Genomic DNA, 17,688 nt, shown 5'->3' on the forward strand with positions numbered 1-17,688 from the left:
ACTCTGCGCGGCACTATGCCGGTATAAAACTAATCAACAAATCAAAGGTCTTGCAGTTTATAGGCGGCAAGTTCACCGCTATTTCCGTAGACGTACAATAATTTACCATCGGCAATCATTGGCGCGCGTAAACCGTCACTATCAACCCGAGTACGCGCAATCAAATGACCATCAACTTGTGCCAACATATGTAAATAGCCTTCGAAATCCCCCACACCAATCGCGCCATCAAAGGCGACCGGCTCGGTTAGTTCGCGACGGGCCAATACTGTCTGAGTCCAACGTGCGCCCTGACCATTGCCGTCAAGTGCGTTAATGCTGCCATCGGCGTCGACGACATAGATATTGCCCAAGGCACTGGCTGCGCCTACATAGCTAGAGGTTTCCTTGCCCCAGAGTGGACGACCGCTACCAATATCAATTGCCATAATTTGGCCTTGATAGCCGGTAGCTATCACAGTTTGACCATCTTCCAACACCAATAGGCGACCATCGACATCCACTAAACGCTCAATTTCAGTGCTACCTTGAGGAACAGAAATCCGCTGTTCCCAACGCACCGCGCCATTCTCGATATCAAAGGCAACAACTCGGCCATTGGCAAAACCAACCATGACTACGCTACGCACGATTTTTGGCGTGCTGGTGCCGCGCAAGGTAAGCCGCGGTACTTGTGAAGAGTAAGTCCAAAGCGACTTGCCGTCGCTGGCGCTAAAACCGTGAACCTCACCACTATAAGTTTGGGCAACAACAACCTCACCGTCGCTTTGTGGCGCGCTGAGCACTTCACTATTCACTGGCGCAGTCCAGATGATCTGCCCTGTCAGTCGATCTAGCGCGACCACTTCACCGTCTGAAGTGCCGACAAAAAGCATGGTGCCAGATACACCAACGCCACCGGATATGCGTAAATCGTGAGATTTTTTCCAGATTTTTTTACCGGTCACTTTGTTCAAGGCTGCAATTTTGCCATTGGACGAGGCAACAAAGATCTCTTCGCCATCTATAACCGGCGTAATGCGGTGGTAGGCTTCCGCCTGACCATCGCCTAATGAGTAAGACCAAGCTTCTTTCAGTTTCTTCTCAGCCTGAAAGTCAGTGAGTCTGGCGGGTTCACGGCTGGTCGGGTCCGAGGCACAGGCAACAACCATAAGTGTAGCTAGCACGAGACTGAGCTTGCGAATTAAGACCATTAGTTAGTTCCTTTTTCAGTAGAAACGGCAACGCTTAAATCACTGATTTTCAAATCCAACAGCGCGTTATTACTCGGCACTTCCTGCTCTTGCGCTATAACTTTAGCTTGCTTATACGCCGTTAAGGCTGCGGATTTATCACCCTGAGCAAATAAAATATCGCCACGTAACTCTGCTGCTTGGGCGCCATAGCCCGTTCCAGCTACATCATCTAACAATGCCAAAGCCGCAGGATAATCATTCAGCGCATAGCGCACTTGCGCGAGACGAACTTGGGCTTGGGCTTTCAACACTGGCTCTGGCCCCTGCTTAAGCACCCATTCCAACTCCGCTACCGCAGCGTCGAGTTCGCCATCTTGCACAGCGTATTTCGCCTTATATAAGGCGGCAAACTGACCGTAACTCAAATTGCCATACTGATCTTTTAAAGTATTTGCCAAATGTTCAGCAGTGCTTCGACTCGTTCCGTCGCGCTGCACTGCGGCATCCGCAACCATTAAATTGTCAAAAACAGCTGAAGCTTGGGCGGCTTGATCTTTTACATGCCCTTGCCATCCCTTCCAACCAAACACCATCGCCAGTGCTAAGCCAATACCAAAAACCGTCGACTTGCCGTTTTCCTGCCACCATCTTTTAATGGCTTCGACTTGTTCTTCTTCTGTACGAAACGTTTCCACTTAACTTCCTCTCCGACGTAGGCAGTGCCTTAAAAATAGTATTTTAAAATGAAGCGTTTAAAAAAAATGTTTACTAATATATTCAGGTAACTCAGCTATAGCTACCAACTGCTGCTCACTCTGGGCACCACGCAATGATTTTACCGCCGCTTGGCCACGCGCCAATTCATCTTCGCCTAGCACAATTGCCACTCTAGCGCCGCTCTTATCAGCCTTTTTAAATTGGCTTTTAAAACTGCCGCCACCACAATTTATTAGCACTCGAGCCGTCGGCAGCGCACTGCGCAAGACTTCGGCCAAACTCAGCGCTGCAATCTCAGCGCCCTCACCAACGGAGACAATAAACACATCCGCTAAAGCTGGCATTTCCGGCGCTACCGCTAAGGTCTCAAGCAGTAAACACAGACGCTCAATTCCCATGGCAAAGCCAACAGCTGGCGTTGGCTTACCGCCTAATTGCTCCACCAAACCATCATAGCGACCGCCAGCACATACCGTACCTTGGGCACCCAATTTATCTGTGGTCCATTCAAACACTGTCAGACCGTAATAATCCAGTCCACGCACTAATTGGGGATTGAGCTTATAGCTAATTCCCGCAGCGTCAAGGCGCGCGCACAAGCCGTCAAAATGGCTGCGCGACACCTCATCGAGGTAATCTGCAAGCACAGGCGCAGCCAGCAATATTTCTCTGGTTTTCGGATCTTTAGTATCGAGTATCCGCAACGGATTGGTCTCGAGGCGACGCAGACTGTCTTCATCTAAATCGTCTTTAAAACCCGCCAAGTAATCCACTAAGGCCTGTCGATAATTTGCGCGCGACTCAGCGTTACCAATACTATTTAGCTCGAGAGTTAGCGCGTCAGTGATGCCAAGTTCTCGCCACAACCGCGCACTAAGCAATATCAACTCAGCATCAATATCTGGCCCAACCATGCCGAAGGTCTCGACGCCAACTTGATGAAACTGACGCAGCCGACCTTTCTGGGGACGCTCGTGGCGAAACATTGGGCCGGTGTACCACAGCCTTTGAATCTGGTTGTGTAGCAAGCCATTCTGGTCGCAGGCCCGCACACAGCTGGCGGTACCCTCTGGTCGCAGCGTTAGACTATCGCCATTACGGTCTGCGAAGGTATACATTTCCTTCTCGACAATATCGGTTACTTCGCCGATAGAGCGCTTAAATAACTCGGTGTGCTCAACAATCGGGAAACGAATTTCACTATAGGCATAGCGACTGAGCACATCCCGAATGCGACCTTCCAGGTACTGCCACAACGGTGTTTCTGTGGGCAGAATATCGTTCATACCCCTAATTGATTGTATACGTGCCAAAACTGATTCCTGTTTTGCCGCTTCCGCAGCACTGCTAAATAAATGCAAAAAGCCTTAGCTGCGCGCTATAAGGTCTTTTTCCTGTTCTGCTTTAACGGCGATCTTCTCTCGAATCAATTTTTCAAGATGATCCACCAAGCCTTCGTTCTTCACTTTGTGATCAGGCTTACCCGCCACATAGACTAAATTATTAGGCGTGCCGCCGGTCAAACCAATCTCGGCTTCTTTCGCTTCGCCGGGACCATTTACGATGCAACCTATCACCGCCACATCAAGGGGAATGGTCACATCGTCGAGGCGTGCCTCCAGTTCATTCATTGTGCTGATAACATCAAAATTCTGCCGTGAGCAGCTCGGACAGGCAATAAAGTTGATACCCTTGGTGCGCAGTTTGAGACTTTTTAATATCTCATAACCAACCTTCACTTCCTCGACAGGGTCTGCCGCTAAGGACACTCGAATGGTGTCGCCAATACCGTCCATTAGCAATAGACCAAGGCCGACAGCCGATTTAACTGTGCCGCCACGCAAGCCTCCCGCCTCGGTAATTCCCAAATGCAATGGCTGATCGATTTGACTGGCGATCTGCCGATAGGCGGCGACGGCCATAAACACATCCGAAGCTTTGACGCTAAGTTTAAAATTTTGAAAGTCCAGCTTATCGAGAATATCGATATGGCGCATTGCGGATTCCACCAGGGCCTCAGGTGTTGGCTCGCCATATTTGCGCTGCAATTCTTTTTCTAAGGAACCCGCGTTCACACCGATTCGAATCGGGATATTATGGTATTTGGCGGCGTCAATAACAGCCCGAACTCGATCTTCCCGGCCAATATTACCTGGATTAATACGCAGGCAATCCACGCCGTATTCGGCGACTTTAATTGCAATTTTATGATCAAAATGAATATCAGCAACCAAGGGCACCGACACTTGTTTACGTATTTCGCGAAACGCTTCCGCCGCTTCCATACTCGGCACAGAAACCCTAACTATATCGGCGCAGGCCGCTTCTAAGCGCTTAATTTGGGCAACCGTGGCGTCGACATCACAGGTTTCGGTATTGGTCATGCTCTGCACAGAAATCGGTGCATCGCCGCCCACGGCAACATTACCGATATGAATCTGCCGAGATACTCGACGCTTTATCGGAGAAGCCATTTTCATAATTCACCTACCTGTACACGCACTGCGTTACTATTTACCAAAGTCTTTAATTCTATTTTTTGACCGTTATATTCACTACTAACCGCCGGCCAATACGCCATATTAATCGTCACCGGCCCCTGCACGTCAAAACGTAATTTTTCGCCTTTTTCCTGCACACCACTCACCACGACGTTATTGTGAAAATCCCGCAGTTCTAGCCATACGGCCTCTGAAAACTCAAACTTCACTACCGCCGGTGTACCGTCGCCCTTTGGCGGCTGCTCGGAAGGTGTAACAAGCTTGCTCATCGCACTTTCAGAGCCCAGTAAAACCTCGCCTAAAGACGGTTCGACATTGATGGTCTTTAAAGGGTCAAAGCGCTCAGTTAACACATTTATTGCCAGCTCAGGCTCAGGCTTGCCGCCGTAAATCCACACTGCAACGAGCCAAATAACAAGTGAAATAAGTAATGCAGTTATCAGTGGCGCGTTCCCAGGAGCCTTGGCGATTCCCTGTGGGCGAACTGGTTGTTGCTCTTTATTCACCTCTTCCCGCCGACAAATACGATCGCAATCATTTAGAAGTGGCGCTTCATCTAAGCCCATATAGCGGGCGTAACTTTTAATGTAGCCACGTGCAAACAGCGGCGAGTTAAACCGCGAGTAGTCATTGTTTTCCAGCGCTTCCACATAGCTATTGAGCAAGTTCAATGCTTCAGCAGTTTCGAGCACAGACTTGCCAGCACTTATCCGCGCTTCATACAAAACTGAACCCGGTGGTCCCGGGTAGTAGTCATCTTTTCCCGGCATTTAAAGTTCCTTAACGGCCGCCACCGTTACTTTGCTGGATATAAGCTTTATACAATAAATACTCTTCAGATTTAGGGTATAAATTCTTAAGTGCCAGGGCAAAGCTCGCATGGGTGTTTTTGTCGTCAAACTTGTCTGCTAGTCGAATCCCTAGCCACAACGCGCTTGCGGATTGATTGACATTCTTAGTGCGAAACGCATCGTAGTAACGCTGGGCTTCGGCAAAGCGGCCCATGCGGAAATACACTTCAGCTAAGGACATTAGCACATTGGCGTCGTCGCCCTGCATCAGAAAGGCACGCTTAAATGCCGCTTCCGCCTTGGGCAACTCCCCAAGCTGCATATAACAACGACCGAGGTTAACAAAAGCTTCTACTCGCTTTTCATAAAGCAATTCCTGAACCACAACTTCAAGCTGGCTTGCAGCCTCTGCGTAGCGGCCCCGGGCATACAAAAAAGCCGCGTAATTATTACGTACCCGAGATACCTTTGGTGCCATGGCAATCGAGCGCTGATAGTATTTTTCAGCCATTTCCAGCTCCCCGGTATTCTGAAATACCAGCGCAAGAGCCTCTAGGGTTTCCGGATTATTCTTGTCCTTTTCTTCCACATACTGCAAATGACGCTTAGCCTGATTCCAATTGCCCTGGGAAATATAGTTTCGCGCCAGCTGCAGAGAGGTCTCAAAGGCTTTTTGCTCATCGGCTTTAGACGCAAAGCCACCACTTTTGGTCGTCACACACGCCTGCATTGATATCATCAACAACACAGCGAGAAAAAACCGGGCTAATACGGTGATGCCTTTTATTTTTAACCACGACATGCAGTACGCTCCCTAATGAAAATTAAACTAGACGAATTGGCTGTGCTAACTCTGATTCTGCCTTTTGACGGTGGCGCTCACTACGTTTCGTGCGATCTTGAACCTGACCGGCTAATTGGCCGCAAGCGGCATCAATATCATCACCGCGCGGCGTGCGCACGGTCGTTACATAACCGGCCTCTGTCATTGCAAGCCAAAAACGATTCACTGCATTATTGCTTGGGCGTTTATAGTTCGACAAAGAAAACGGATTAAAGGGAATTAAATTTACTTTACACGGCAAGTCCCGCAATACCTCAGCCAGTTCTTTAGCGTGTTCCACACTGTCATTCACCCCCGCAATTAAGGTGTATTCAATAGTGACAACACGATGGGTATCTTCTTGCTTGGCAATATAGCGTTTACTAGCGGCCAGCAATTCAGCAATAGGGTATTTTTTGTTGATAGGCACCAGCTGATTGCGCAAGGCATCATTTGGTGCGTGCAGCGAAATAGCCAAGGAAACCGTGGAAACCTCACCGAGCTTATCGAGCATGGGCACAACCCCAGAAGTACTCAGGGTAACCCGGCGTTTCGACAAACCGTAACCAAAGTCGTCGAGCATGAGGCTCATAGCCTCAACCACATTATCGAAATTGAGTAATGGTTCCCCCATGCCCATCATGACCACATTAGTCACAATGCGCTTATTGCCATTATTAAACCCATTGTAGGATTTAATCGCCAACCACACCTGCCCTATTATTTCTGAGGCAGTAAGGTCACGCATAAACCCCTGCTTGCCCGTTGCACAGAAACTGCAATCTAGACTACAACCCACTTGGGACGAGACGCACAGCGTGCCGCGCTGGCCGTCCGGTATCAATACGGTTTCGACCAGATTATTGCCACCAACTTCCACCGCCCATTTACGGGTGCCGTCAATAGAGTCGAGCTGTTTTACTACAGTGGGGGGACGAATCTCGGCAAGCTCCTGAAGCTTTGCCCGCAAGGGTTTGCCGAGATTGGTCATTTCATCAAAATTGTCGATCCCCGAATGGTGAATCCACTTGAGGATCTGCTGGGCACGAAATGGCTTTTCACCAATGGAACTGAGGTAAGCTTCCATATTCTTGCGCGACATGCCGAGTAAATTTACTCGGGGCTGCTGCACAAGCTCGGTGGTTTCGGTCTGATTTACTGCTGCCATTATCGTGCCCTGCAATGAGTGTGGACGTGCTTAAACGCGGTCGCACAGCTCACTGGTAGCGAAGAAGAAGGCGATTTCGCGCGCTGCAGATTCTTCTGAATCTGAACCGTGTACCGCATTGGCATCGATTGATTCAGCGAAATCAGCGCGAATGGTGCCAGCTGCCGCTTCTTTAGGGTTAGTTGCGCCCATTAGATCGCGGTTTTTCAGTACAGCGCCTTCACCTTCCAAAACCTGTACTGTCACAGGTCCAGAAGTCATGAAATCAATCAATGCTGGGAAGAAGGGACGGCCCTTGTGCTCAGCGTAAAAGCCTTCGGCTTGGTCACGGCTCAAACGCAGCATTTTGGCAGCAACAATACGTAAACCGGCTTTTTCAAAACGGCTGTAGATTTCACCAATAACGTTTTTGCTAACGGCATCAGGCTTGGCAATGGAAAGGGTGCGTTGAACGCCCATCGGTCTTTCTCCAAAAAAGTAGAACAATAACAACGGGTAAAATTTACCCGGCGCGAAAAATCGTCGAATTATACGCGTATTAGAGGCAAATAGGTACGCGAGTGAGGCTCAGACAGCGGGATATGACAGGGGTTTCGGCCTAGAATGGTTTTTCTACCAGAAATAGTCCCCCGCCCCACCGAGGCTTCAGTCTTGCTCGTCGAGCCAGGCGGCTTGAATGGCTTCCAAAACTTTTTCACCACTGCGCTTTGGATCGTCATCGAAATCCTCCAACTCCATCACCCACTGCCGCAAATCGACGAAATTTACGTAAGTTGGGTCAACATCGGGGTATTTCTCCGCCAATTCGATGCCAATATCCAGCACATCTGTCCATTTAAGCCCCATATTAAGCCTCTCTCTTGCGCCCAACGGGCCTTTAATGTTGTTCAGACACCATATTGATAGTGTAGCGGGGAATTTCGACCACCAAGTCACGATCACTCACTACAGCCTGACAGCTCAACCGAGAGTCAGGCTCTAAACCCCACGCCTTATCTAACATATCCTCTTCTAGCTCATCCGCCTCGTCCAGGGACTCTATGCCCTCCCGAACAATCACGTGGCAAGTCGTACATGCACAGGATTTTTCGCAGGCGTGCTCGATGTGAATACCATTGGCGAGCATAACGTCGCAAATGGTTTCACCACTAGTGGCTTCCAGTACGTCACCCTCAGGGCACAGCGTTTCATTTGGCAATACTATGATGCGTGGCATCGTGGCTTCCTTACAATTCATCTACCCGCCGGCCGGCGAGTGCTTGGTTAATACTGGCATCCATGCGCCGCTCGGCAAACAGCTCACTGGCCTTGCCAACAATTTCGATATGTTTAGCAATACTCGCCACCGAGCCGTGTTCACGCTCGTGATGCAGGACTTCCATTTTAGCCAGTAAATCCTGCTGCTCGGCTTCGCTGAGCATCGCCTCGCCATCTTGCAACAGCGCTGCGGATAATGCCTGCAATAAAGACTCCGCTTCAATTTGCTGCTCACGCAAGGCGCGGGCATCTTTGTCTGTCGCCGCCGCCTCCCAAGAGGACTTGAGCATATCTGCGATATCGGTGTCGTTCAGACCGTAGGCGGGCTTAACCGCAATATGACTCTCAACCCCAGTACTCTCTTCGGTAGCAAATACTTGTAATAGGCCATCGGCATCAACTTGAAACTTAACTTTGATACGCGCCGCGCCAGCCACCATCGGTGGAATACCCTGCAATTCAAATCGCGCTAATGAGCGACAATCTTCAACCAACTCACGCTCGCCCTGCACCACATGTATGGCCATGGCCGTTTGACCATCTTTAAAAGTAGTAAATTCCTGCGCCATCGCCACCGGAATAGTGGTATTGCGGTGAATTACTTTTTCAGTCAGCCCACCCATCGTCTCTATGCCGAGTGACAGCGGTATCACATCGAGAAGTAACATTTCATCGCCACTGCGATTACCAACGAGCTGGTCTGCTTGCAGAGCGGCCCCCAAGGCCACGACTCGATCGGGGTCTAAATCCACCAATGGTTCACGCCCAAACCACTCTGCCACACGTTCCCGCACTCGCGGTACCCGCGTGGAGCCACCAACCATTACAACATTGGCGATGTCTGCGCTGCGTAATTTAGCGTCGCGCAAAGCGCGTTTACAGGCTCGAATAGCAGTGTCAATTAATGGGTCAACCAATGTATTAAACTGTTCGCGGCTTAGGCTTTCCCGTATCTCACCCAATACCACATCAACCGCATTTGCATCACTTAGGGCTTCTTTAGCTTTGCGCGCAGCCGTCAATAAGCTGCGCTGCTGAAACATATCCAGATCTTGCAAACCCGTCGCGGCAACGTACCAATCTGCAATGGCGTGATCGAAGTCATCACCGCCCAAGGCCGAGTCGCCACCCGTAGACAGCACCTCAAATACGCCCTTGGTAAGCTGCAGTACAGAAATATCGAAAGTCCCGCCACCCAAGTCAAAAACAGCGATGGCCATTTCATCTTGCTGATCAAGGCCGTATGCCACAGCCGCAGCGGTTGGCTCATTGAGTAAGCGCAGTACGTGGATACCAGCAATTTTGGCCGCATCCTTGGTCGCTTGGCGCTGCGCGTCATCGAAATACGCCGGCACCGTAATCACCGCGCCAGTTAGCTCGCCGCCTAAGGTTTCTTCTGCGCGACGAGCAAGACTTTTCAAAATTTCCGCGGATACCTGTACCGGCGATAAATCACCAGCACGAGTGCGGATCTTGACCATATCTTGCCCTTGATCCAGCAACTCATAGGGCAACATTTTAGCACCCGCAGCGGTCGAGCAATCAGCATAAGAGCGCCCCATAAATCGCTTAACGGATAAAAGCGTATTGCGCGGGTCCTCGCTTGCAGCCGCCAATGCCGCTGCACCAACCATTGTTTCACCCGCCTCAGTGTAGTGTACCGCCGAGGGTAGTAAATGCTCACCATCAAGGTCGGCCAAGGTAACAGCATGAGCATTGCGCACGCTGGCGACCAGCGAATTAGTGGTCCCCAAATCAATCCCCACCGCGAGTTTACGCTGGTGCGGCTCAGGGGTTTGTCCGGGTTCTGAAATTTGCATCAAGGCCATAAGGGGTTTCTGAACTCCCGGCGATTTTCACGCCTTAATATCAGTAATCGAGCAACTCGCTCTCTTTCAACTCAGCTTCACTGCGCAGTTTTTCTAGAAACTGAAGTTTGGCGTAAGCCGCAATAGCTATGTCGAACTGCTTTTGATTGTAGGATTGTGAGAATGCCTGCTTTTGTTTGCTAGCGGCCTCATCTAAATCGCGATAAAACACGTCAAGCGCTTGCTCTGGATCGCTAGCATCGTGCAATTCCGAAAGTTCCTCACGAAGCTGCATTTGCTGCATAAGAAATTCAGGGTCTTGGAAGGTAGTTGACGACATATCGCTATTTACCCCCGCCAATTTCAACAAGTAAGCGGCACGCCGCGTAGGCGAAACTAGGGTTTCATAGGCTTCATTGATGAACGAGGACTGTTGCACCGCCAAACGTAAATCGCGTTCGGAGCCATTGGCGAAGCGATCGGGATGGGCTTCGCGCTGCAACGCTCGGTAGCTGCTCGTTAACTCGGGTATCGCAACCTCATAGGTTTCAGGCACGCCCAGCAACGCGAAATAATTTTCTTGAGGATTAAATACAGACATAAGTTTATGGCCAGCCAGCAAGGCCGCTAAACGGTAAAGCTCTCACCGCAGCCACACTCCGCCGACACATTGGGATTATTAAACTTCAGCCCCTCGTTAAGGCCTTCCTTTACATAATCCAGCTCGGTACCATCTAAATAAACCATGCTTTTAGGGTCGATATACACTGAAGCCCCGTCTTTTTCGAAGACCTGATCTTCGGCTTGGGGTTCATCGACAAATTCCAATACATAGGCCATGCCGGAGCAGCCAGAAGTCCGCACGCCAATGCGAATACCCAAACCCCGGCCACGACCGAGCATTTGCTTCTTTATATGACTAGCCGCTGCACTGCTTACTGAAACTGGCATGCACTCTCCCCTAATATCTACTCACTGGTACCTAATTCAAGATACGGTTTTTTTCTCGCGGTAATTAGCAACCGCGGCCTTGATCGCGTCTTCGGCCAACACTGAACAGTGAATTTTCACTGGTGGCAGCGCCAACTCTTGAGCGATTTCGGTGTTCTTAATCTGCGCCGCTTCGTCAAGAGTCTTACCCTTAACCCACTCAGTTAACAGGGAGCTAGACGCAATCGCCGAGCCGCAACCGTAGGTTTTAAACTTGGCATCTTCAATTATGCCCTGTTCATTCACCTTGATCTGCAGGCGCATTACGTCACCGCAAGCCGGCGCGCCGACCATACCGGTGCCGATTTCATCCGCGCTATCATCGAATTTACCGACATTGCGTGGATTCTCGTAGTGATCGAGTACTTTTTCGCTATAGGCCATGATCTCGTCCTCTCAATCGGAACAGCTTAGTGAGCTGCCCATACAATACTGTCTAAATCGACGCCGTCTTGGTACATATCCCACAAGGGCGACAATTCTCGTAATTTCTCAACTGCAGCGCGCACCTGCTTAATGGCGTAATCCACTTCCTCTGACGTGGTAAAACGACCGAAGGAAAAGCGCAATGAGCTGTGCGCCAGCTCGTCATTCAAACCCAGCGCCCGCAGTACATAAGAAGGCTCCAAACTTGCTGAGGTACACGCAGAACCCGATGACACCGCCAAGTCTTTCAACGACATGATCAATGACTCGCCTTCAACAAAAGCCAAACTGACATTTAGATTACCTGGCAAACGCTGTTCAAAGTCACCGTTTACAAACACCTGTTCCATGTCCTTCAAGCCATCCCAAAACTGGTTGCGCAAGGCTAAGGCATGTTCAGCATCTTTGGCCATTTCTAAGCGACCGAGTTCACAGGCTTCGCCCATACCCACAATTTGGTGTGTTGGCAAAGTACCTGAACGCATACCGCGTTCATGACCACCGCCGTGCATTTGCGCCTCTAGACGAATACGGGGCTTGCGACTTACATACAGTGCGCCGATACCTTTAGGACCGTACATTTTGTGCGCTGACATCGACAGAAGGTCAATTTTCATTGTCGCCATATCAATAACGACTTTGCCGGCAGTTTGCGCAGCATCAACGTGAAATACCACACCGTTAGCGCGACATACTTCACCTATCGCAGCTACATCGTTGATCGTGCCAATTTCATTGTTGGCGTGCATAACACTAACCAATACGGTGTCGTCACGCAGGGCCGCAGAAATTGCCTCGGCAGTAATCAAGCCCTTATCAGTTGGGTCTAAATAAGTAACCTCAAAACCCTCACGCTCTAATTGGCGGCAGGTATCAAGCACGGCTTTATGCTCGATTTTAGAGGTAATGATGTGCTTACCTTTTTTGCTGTAAAAATGCGCAGCACCTTTAATAGCCAGATTGTTAGATTCTGTCGCGCCAGAAGTCCACACTATTTCACGCGGGTCAGCATTCAACAGATCTGCCACTTGGCGGCGTGCATTCTCGACTGCTTCTTCAGCCTTCCAGCCAAACATATGCGAGCGTGACGCCGGATTACCAAAGGTACCGGTCGTGGTCAAACAGGCCATCATTTTCTCGGCCACACGGGGATCAACCGGTGTGGTCGCAGAGTAATCCAAATAAATCGGCAATTGCATATACTTCTCCAAAACCTCGGTACGACTATAGCGCTACCGAGCGAATAACTAATCTACCGCAGTCAGGATAATTGACTGCGCATTGCGCGCCTTTTGTAACTGACGCGCCGAAACTGATTGCACATCGCGCCGCTCAACCAAACTGGCCAAACTAATGTCACTTAAAAAATGGTGGATCTGATCACTTAAATCAGTCCACAAATTATGGGTCAAACAGGTGTGACCATCTTGACAGTCACTACTGCCTGCACACCCGGTGGCGTCTACCCGCTCGTCGACAGCATCGATAATATCGGCAACGAAAATCTCTTCACTAGGACGGCTTAAACGGTAACCGCCACCTGGACCACGACTACTGGAAACCAGCTCTTTGCGGCGCAACTTGGCAAACAGCTGCTCCAAGTAGGACAAAGATATATCTTGTCGGCTGGACACGTCTGCCAAACTTATGGGACCTCGGTCGCCGTACAGCGCCAAATCCAGCATCGCTGTAACGGCATAGCGTCCTTTTGTCGTCAATCGCATAGCTACACCCGTTTAATCTACGGTGCAATTATGCAATAACCGAGCAAAATGGTCAACTATATAGCCGAGGATTTTAGTAGGACTTATTACGATGGGAAGCCCGAATTATAATCACTCTACCCAGTCAACACCACTGTTAGGTTCGTCAGGCCGCTCTGCCTTAGCCTTTCGCACCCAATACTGGGTAGATGTAAGGATGCCGCGCAGGATATTCACCTCCATTTCATCCAAACGAGTGCGCTGGTATAGGCGGCGCAGGCGGGTCATCAATTTTTTGGGCGCTTCGGGACGCAAAAAATTAATATCACGAAGCGTCTCTTCGAGGTGCACTAAATAGCGCTCTAAATCTTGAGCACCGGCCACGGGCACGTCCCAGTCAGCCATGTCATTATTATTGAGCTCGCCGCTGAGATGCTGCATGCGGACTTCGTAGGTTAAAACCTGAACCGCCATCGCAATATTGAGGGAACTATATTCTGGGTTTGCCGGAATATGCACGTGTAAATTACAGCGCTGTAGCTCTTCATTCGTTAAACCGCGATCTTCGCGACCAAACACCAAAGCGATTTTATGCCCCGCCGCCGCCTCGGCATAGCCGCGCTCAATACAGTGGCGCGGATCGAGCAGCGGCCATGGTACCGTGCGCTCACGGGCACTGGTACCTATCACCAACTGACAGTCGGCAATCGCCTCATCCAAGGTCTCGCATACCACCGCGGCATTCAGCACGTCATCAGCACTGGCCGCTCGCCACGTGGCCTCGTCGTGGGGATATTTACGGGGCTCTACCAAATAGAGCTGATTTAGACACATATTTTTCATGGCGCGAGCAACCGCGCCGATATTACCCGGATGAGATGTGTTCACCAGAACAATGCGAATATTATCCAAGGGATTGACGGGGGGTTGCTCTACAGTAGTCATGGCCAGCGCTCTTTTTACAAGCCGCGCATTCTAACAGACCTCAGCGACTAGGTCAGCGCCTCCGGCTCCCAGTTTAAATTCCAGCCGGACTCCCCTAGTTGTGCACGGTAGCCTTCGCAAATTGCCAAACCCGCAATTGCCGCCAATTCGCCATTGCAGTATATCAACGGCAACGTCTCACGCTGCCAAGGTGGTATCTTCCATTCTTGCAGTAACTTTTTTAGCGATCTACTATGGCTTTCACCCACCAAGTGACAACGCTCTCCACCCTTGCGAAATCGAATCTGAAGCGGTCCGCGCGGCATAAAATCCCCTTCCGGTTCAGCACTTAAGCAACCCACACCAGCGATAACCATTCGCCGCTCGATTCGCCACTCACGCTCCTGCAGCGCAAGCCCTTGCAATACCCGCTCGCAAAATAAGCGCTGCCGGTATGCCCGCAACACCCCGCCACCTGCCAAGCGAAATTCCGGCCGGCTATCACTGCGCGCGGCGCTAAACTGACGAACAATTGTATCGAGCTGTGCCGACGAAAGCGCCAAGCCACTGCCTTGGATAATAAACTGACGCAGTATCGCGCGCTGACGTATCTCTGATAGCTTAGCCAAGGATCTCAAATCCAGAGACGCGTTATCGTCAATAAGCGCAAGCAGGTCCGCGCCAATATATTCGTCTAAAAGCTGCGCCGCGTCAGCTTGCAAGCGAGCCGCACGCCCAAAACCAGCCCGATAGTCCGGCCAATGCTCAGCCAGTAGCGGCATGATCCGTTGGCGTAAAAAATTTCGTCTGTAATGCGTGTCGGTATTACTGGGGTCTTCTACCCAGCTCAGCTGATACTCCTCAGCGTAGGCCTCTAGACTTGAGCGAGCGACACCCATAAGCGGCCGAAACAATTCACCAGCACCGAGGCGCCGATTAGACGGCATGGCCGCCAAACCAGTAACGCCAGCGCCACGCAGTAAACGCAGCAACAAGGTCTCCGCCTGGTCATCAAGGTGATGCGCCAAAAAAAGGACGTCGCCGCCGGCCAAAACCTCAGCGAACTCGTGGTATCGCGCATCCCGAGCCGCTGCTTCGACACCGCGACCAACGTCCGCAACATCAACCACCCGCACAACAAGAGGAATTGCGTAAGCGTCGCACTGACGCTGGCAGTGTGCTACCCATTCGCTGGCCGGCAACTGAAGCTGATGATTGATATGAATTGCGTATAATGCGGGAAACGGCGCCTTAGCCGCGTGCGCCTCTTCGCGAAGCCGCCACAGCAAGTGCAGTAGAACTTGAGAGTCAAGGCCGCCACTAAAGGCAAGCCACCATTTTTGACGCACCAGAAATGGTGCTAAGGCTTGACGAACAAGGGACAATACATCGGTCATCGTGATTGCCCCTTGGTAAACCCAGATCTTACACGTTCGGGAATTAGCTCATGCCGTAAGCCATTAAACGCTCATAACGAGTATCTAATAGCTCTTTTTCCGGCAGGGCCTGAAGACGCTTGATTTGCTCAAGCACGTGTTCTCGCACGCGCTCCGCACTACTGTCGATATCGCGATGCGCGCCACCCCGAGGCTCCGGAATAGTCGCATCGACAATGCCCAGCTCCTCTAGAATCGTCGACGTCAAACCCATAGCCTCAGCAGCATCGGGCGCAAACTCAGTGCTCTTCCAAATAATATTCGCGCAGCCTTCTGGGGAAATAACAAAATACGTAGAGTATTGCAGCATCGCGATATGATCACCCACCCCAATACCCAAGGCACCGCCCGAGCTGCCCTCACCAATAACGACACAAACGATGGGGGTTTTCAAGCGTGACATCACAGCGAGGTTCTGAGCTATGGCCTCGCTGATACCGCGCTCTTCACTATCAATACCGGGATATGCGCCCGGCGTGTCAATCAAGGTCACGATAGGTAATTTATAGCGCTCAGCCAATAACATTAGGCGCAACGCCTTGCGATAGCCCTCTGGCTTGGGCATACCGAAATTGCGCTTTACTTTTTCAGTAACGCCACGGCCTTTTTCTTGACCGATCACCATAACAGGCATACCACTGAGCTTGCCGATACCGCCGACAATGGCAGTATCATCACCAAAGTGCCGATCGCCATGTAACTCATCAAAATCAGTAAAAATCCGGCGAATATAATCCAATGCATAGGGACGCATAGGGTGCCGGGCTATTTTAACAACGTTCCATGGCGTGAGATTAGAAAAAATCTTTTCGGTTAATTTACTGCTTTTTTCCCGAAGCTTAGTGATTTCTTCACCAATATTCAGGTCATTATCGCTACCGACTAGCTGAAGCTCTTCAATCTTGGCTTCCAGCTCCGCAATGGGTTGTTCAAAATCAAGATAATTGGGATTCATCGCTCACTTATTCACTTGTTGTCGTCAGTGAAAACCTACACCACCACTGTGATAAATAGGCCCATTCAATATGTTGATTATACGTTAATCGTAATTGATGACCACGTTATTTGCGCCACACTCTTCGCCTAAGCGCAGTAATAACTCATCATTTGGCAGTATCCGCCAATTGTCGCCGAGACGAATTTTACCACTTCCTTCTGGCCGCTGATAATTTATCACGACTGGGCAGCGACCGCCCTTAGCGACCCCTAATGCCCCTTTTAAGCGAGCAATAGCCTCCTCGCTTATGTGTTCGGCGCTAACTGAAAGCTGCAGCTCACGCGCATGCTGGTCTCGCGCCTCGGCAATGCTGCGCACTGCCTTCACCCGCATTTTTTTGCCACCGCTATACTCGTCGTTGCTACACACCCCTTCAACTACGATTACCGTGTCTTTTATCAATTTTTCCCGACACTCATCGTAAGCGTCACTGAATAAAGCCACTTCGATTCGCGCACTGCGGTCATCAAGTAGCACAAACGCCATCGTGTCGCCGCGCTTGTTTTTCATGGTGCGCATGCTCATCACCAAACCAGCGATAGTTTGCGGATGCTTTTCTGGATTGAGATCAACTATCTTCTTAGGAACAAAGCGCCGCAACTCGGTTTCGTAATCATCGATTGGGTGGCCAGTAACATATAGTCCAAGCGTTTCTTTCTCGCCGAGTAAGCGCTCTTTGGTCGTCCAACGCCTTACGTTTTTAAAGCTCGCGTAGACATCACCCGCTTCATCTTCAACGGCAAGGCTGCCGCCAAACAAATCCATCATGCCGCTTTCGACATTTTTGGCCGCCTGCTCCGCACCTTGAACTGCGTCAGGCATCGCCGCCATTAGTACCGCTCGATCCTCGCCAAGATCGTCGAAAGCGCCGGAGCGAATCAGTGCCTCAATCGCGCGTTTATTTACCTTACGCGGATCAGTGCGCTCGCAAAATTCAAAGAGATTTTTAAACGGGCCACCACTATTGCGGGC

The 17,688-nt window shown here is 50.5% G+C and carries 20 protein-coding genes; all 20 read right to left on the reverse strand.

What is annotated here, in order from left to right:
• Positions 1-41 precede the first annotated feature (41 nt).
• The gene (gene bamB / locus ABYT30_RS03495; RefSeq protein WP_373079827.1) at positions 42-1,193 is read right to left on the reverse strand and encodes an outer membrane protein assembly factor BamB; all 1,152 of its coding nucleotides are present in this window, start codon (positions 1,191-1,193) and stop codon (positions 42-44) included.
• Positions 1,193-1,870 (reverse strand): YfgM family protein, encoded by a 678-nt coding sequence (locus ABYT30_RS03500; RefSeq protein ID WP_373079829.1) that lies wholly within the window; start codon positions 1,868-1,870, stop codon positions 1,193-1,195. The genes bamB and ABYT30_RS03500 overlap by 1 nt, the downstream gene beginning before the upstream one ends.
• A gap of 57 nt (positions 1,871-1,927) precedes the next feature.
• Positions 1,928-3,205, reverse strand: coding sequence for a histidine--tRNA ligase (gene hisS, locus ABYT30_RS03505; protein WP_373079831.1), 1,278 nt, complete (start codon positions 3,203-3,205; stop codon positions 1,928-1,930).
• 54 nt (positions 3,206-3,259) lie between these two features.
• Positions 3,260-4,372, reverse strand: a complete 1,113-nt coding sequence (gene ispG, locus ABYT30_RS03510) for a flavodoxin-dependent (E)-4-hydroxy-3-methylbut-2-enyl-diphosphate synthase (RefSeq protein ID WP_373079833.1) — start codon at positions 4,370-4,372, stop codon at positions 3,260-3,262.
• Positions 4,369-5,163: a helix-turn-helix domain-containing protein gene (locus tag ABYT30_RS03515; protein WP_373079835.1), complete on the reverse strand. Its 795-nt coding sequence runs from the start codon at positions 5,161-5,163 to the stop codon at positions 4,369-4,371. Before ABYT30_RS03515 ends, ispG begins: the two co-directional genes overlap by 4 nt.
• A 10-nt stretch (positions 5,164-5,173) precedes the next feature.
• Positions 5,174-5,986, reverse strand: a complete 813-nt coding sequence (pilW, locus tag ABYT30_RS03520; RefSeq protein ID WP_373079837.1) for a type IV pilus biogenesis/stability protein PilW — start codon at positions 5,984-5,986, stop codon at positions 5,174-5,176.
• A gap of 22 nt (positions 5,987-6,008) precedes the next feature.
• Complete coding sequence (gene rlmN, locus ABYT30_RS03525; RefSeq protein WP_373079839.1) at positions 6,009-7,175, reverse strand: 23S rRNA (adenine(2503)-C(2))-methyltransferase RlmN; 1,167 nt, start codon at positions 7,173-7,175, stop codon at positions 6,009-6,011.
• A gap of 30 nt (positions 7,176-7,205) precedes the next feature.
• Positions 7,206-7,634: a nucleoside-diphosphate kinase gene (gene ndk / locus ABYT30_RS03530; protein WP_008248907.1), complete on the reverse strand. Its 429-nt coding sequence runs from the start codon at positions 7,632-7,634 to the stop codon at positions 7,206-7,208.
• Positions 7,635-7,820: 186 nt separating this feature from the next.
• The gene (gene iscX, locus ABYT30_RS03535; RefSeq protein ID WP_373079841.1) at positions 7,821-8,021 is read right to left on the reverse strand and encodes a Fe-S cluster assembly protein IscX; all 201 of its coding nucleotides are present in this window, start codon (positions 8,019-8,021) and stop codon (positions 7,821-7,823) included.
• Positions 8,022-8,052: 31 nt separating this feature from the next.
• Positions 8,053-8,391, reverse strand: coding sequence for an ISC system 2Fe-2S type ferredoxin (gene fdx, locus ABYT30_RS03540; RefSeq protein WP_373079842.1), 339 nt, complete (start codon positions 8,389-8,391; stop codon positions 8,053-8,055).
• Positions 8,392-8,401: 10 nt separating this feature from the next.
• Complete coding sequence (hscA, locus tag ABYT30_RS03545; protein ID WP_373079844.1) at positions 8,402-10,261, reverse strand: Fe-S protein assembly chaperone HscA; 1,860 nt, start codon at positions 10,259-10,261, stop codon at positions 8,402-8,404.
• A 40-nt stretch (positions 10,262-10,301) separates the two neighbouring features.
• A complete protein-coding gene (gene hscB / locus ABYT30_RS03550) occupies positions 10,302-10,841 on the reverse strand; it encodes a Fe-S protein assembly co-chaperone HscB (RefSeq protein ID WP_373095233.1) in 540 nt (179 codons plus the stop codon).
• Between the two features lie 26 nt (positions 10,842-10,867).
• The gene (gene iscA / locus ABYT30_RS03555; RefSeq protein WP_373083264.1) at positions 10,868-11,191 is read right to left on the reverse strand and encodes an iron-sulfur cluster assembly protein IscA; all 324 of its coding nucleotides are present in this window, start codon (positions 11,189-11,191) and stop codon (positions 10,868-10,870) included.
• Positions 11,192-11,227: 36 nt separating this feature from the next.
• A complete protein-coding gene (gene iscU / locus ABYT30_RS03560) occupies positions 11,228-11,614 on the reverse strand; it encodes a Fe-S cluster assembly scaffold IscU (protein WP_373083263.1) in 387 nt (128 codons plus the stop codon).
• Positions 11,615-11,640: 26 nt separating this feature from the next.
• On the reverse strand, positions 11,641-12,855 hold the full coding sequence (locus tag ABYT30_RS03565; protein ID WP_373095236.1) for an IscS subfamily cysteine desulfurase: 1,215 nt from the start codon (positions 12,853-12,855) through the stop codon (positions 11,641-11,643).
• 48 nt (positions 12,856-12,903) lie between these two features.
• Positions 12,904-13,380: a Fe-S cluster assembly transcription factor gene (locus tag ABYT30_RS03570; RefSeq protein WP_040803085.1), complete on the reverse strand. Its 477-nt coding sequence runs from the start codon at positions 13,378-13,380 to the stop codon at positions 12,904-12,906.
• 111 nt (positions 13,381-13,491) lie between these two features.
• Positions 13,492-14,304: a tRNA (cytosine(32)/uridine(32)-2'-O)-methyltransferase TrmJ gene (trmJ, locus tag ABYT30_RS03575; RefSeq protein ID WP_373095239.1), complete on the reverse strand. Its 813-nt coding sequence runs from the start codon at positions 14,302-14,304 to the stop codon at positions 13,492-13,494.
• A gap of 47 nt (positions 14,305-14,351) precedes the next feature.
• The gene (gene tilS / locus ABYT30_RS03580) at positions 14,352-15,680 is read right to left on the reverse strand and encodes a tRNA lysidine(34) synthetase TilS (protein ID WP_373095241.1); all 1,329 of its coding nucleotides are present in this window, start codon (positions 15,678-15,680) and stop codon (positions 14,352-14,354) included.
• A 43-nt stretch (positions 15,681-15,723) separates the two neighbouring features.
• The gene (locus ABYT30_RS03585) at positions 15,724-16,674 is read right to left on the reverse strand and encodes an acetyl-CoA carboxylase carboxyltransferase subunit alpha (RefSeq protein ID WP_373083259.1); all 951 of its coding nucleotides are present in this window, start codon (positions 16,672-16,674) and stop codon (positions 15,724-15,726) included.
• An 84-nt stretch (positions 16,675-16,758) separates the two neighbouring features.
• The coding region (locus ABYT30_RS03590) for an OB-fold nucleic acid binding domain-containing protein (protein WP_373095244.1) at positions 16,759-17,688 on the reverse strand (930 nt) is incomplete at its 5' end.

The sequence above is a fragment of the Zhongshania sp. genome (assembly GCF_041623545.1).
In the GTDB taxonomy this organism is placed as follows: Bacteria; Pseudomonadota; Gammaproteobacteria; order Pseudomonadales; family Spongiibacteraceae; genus Spongiibacter.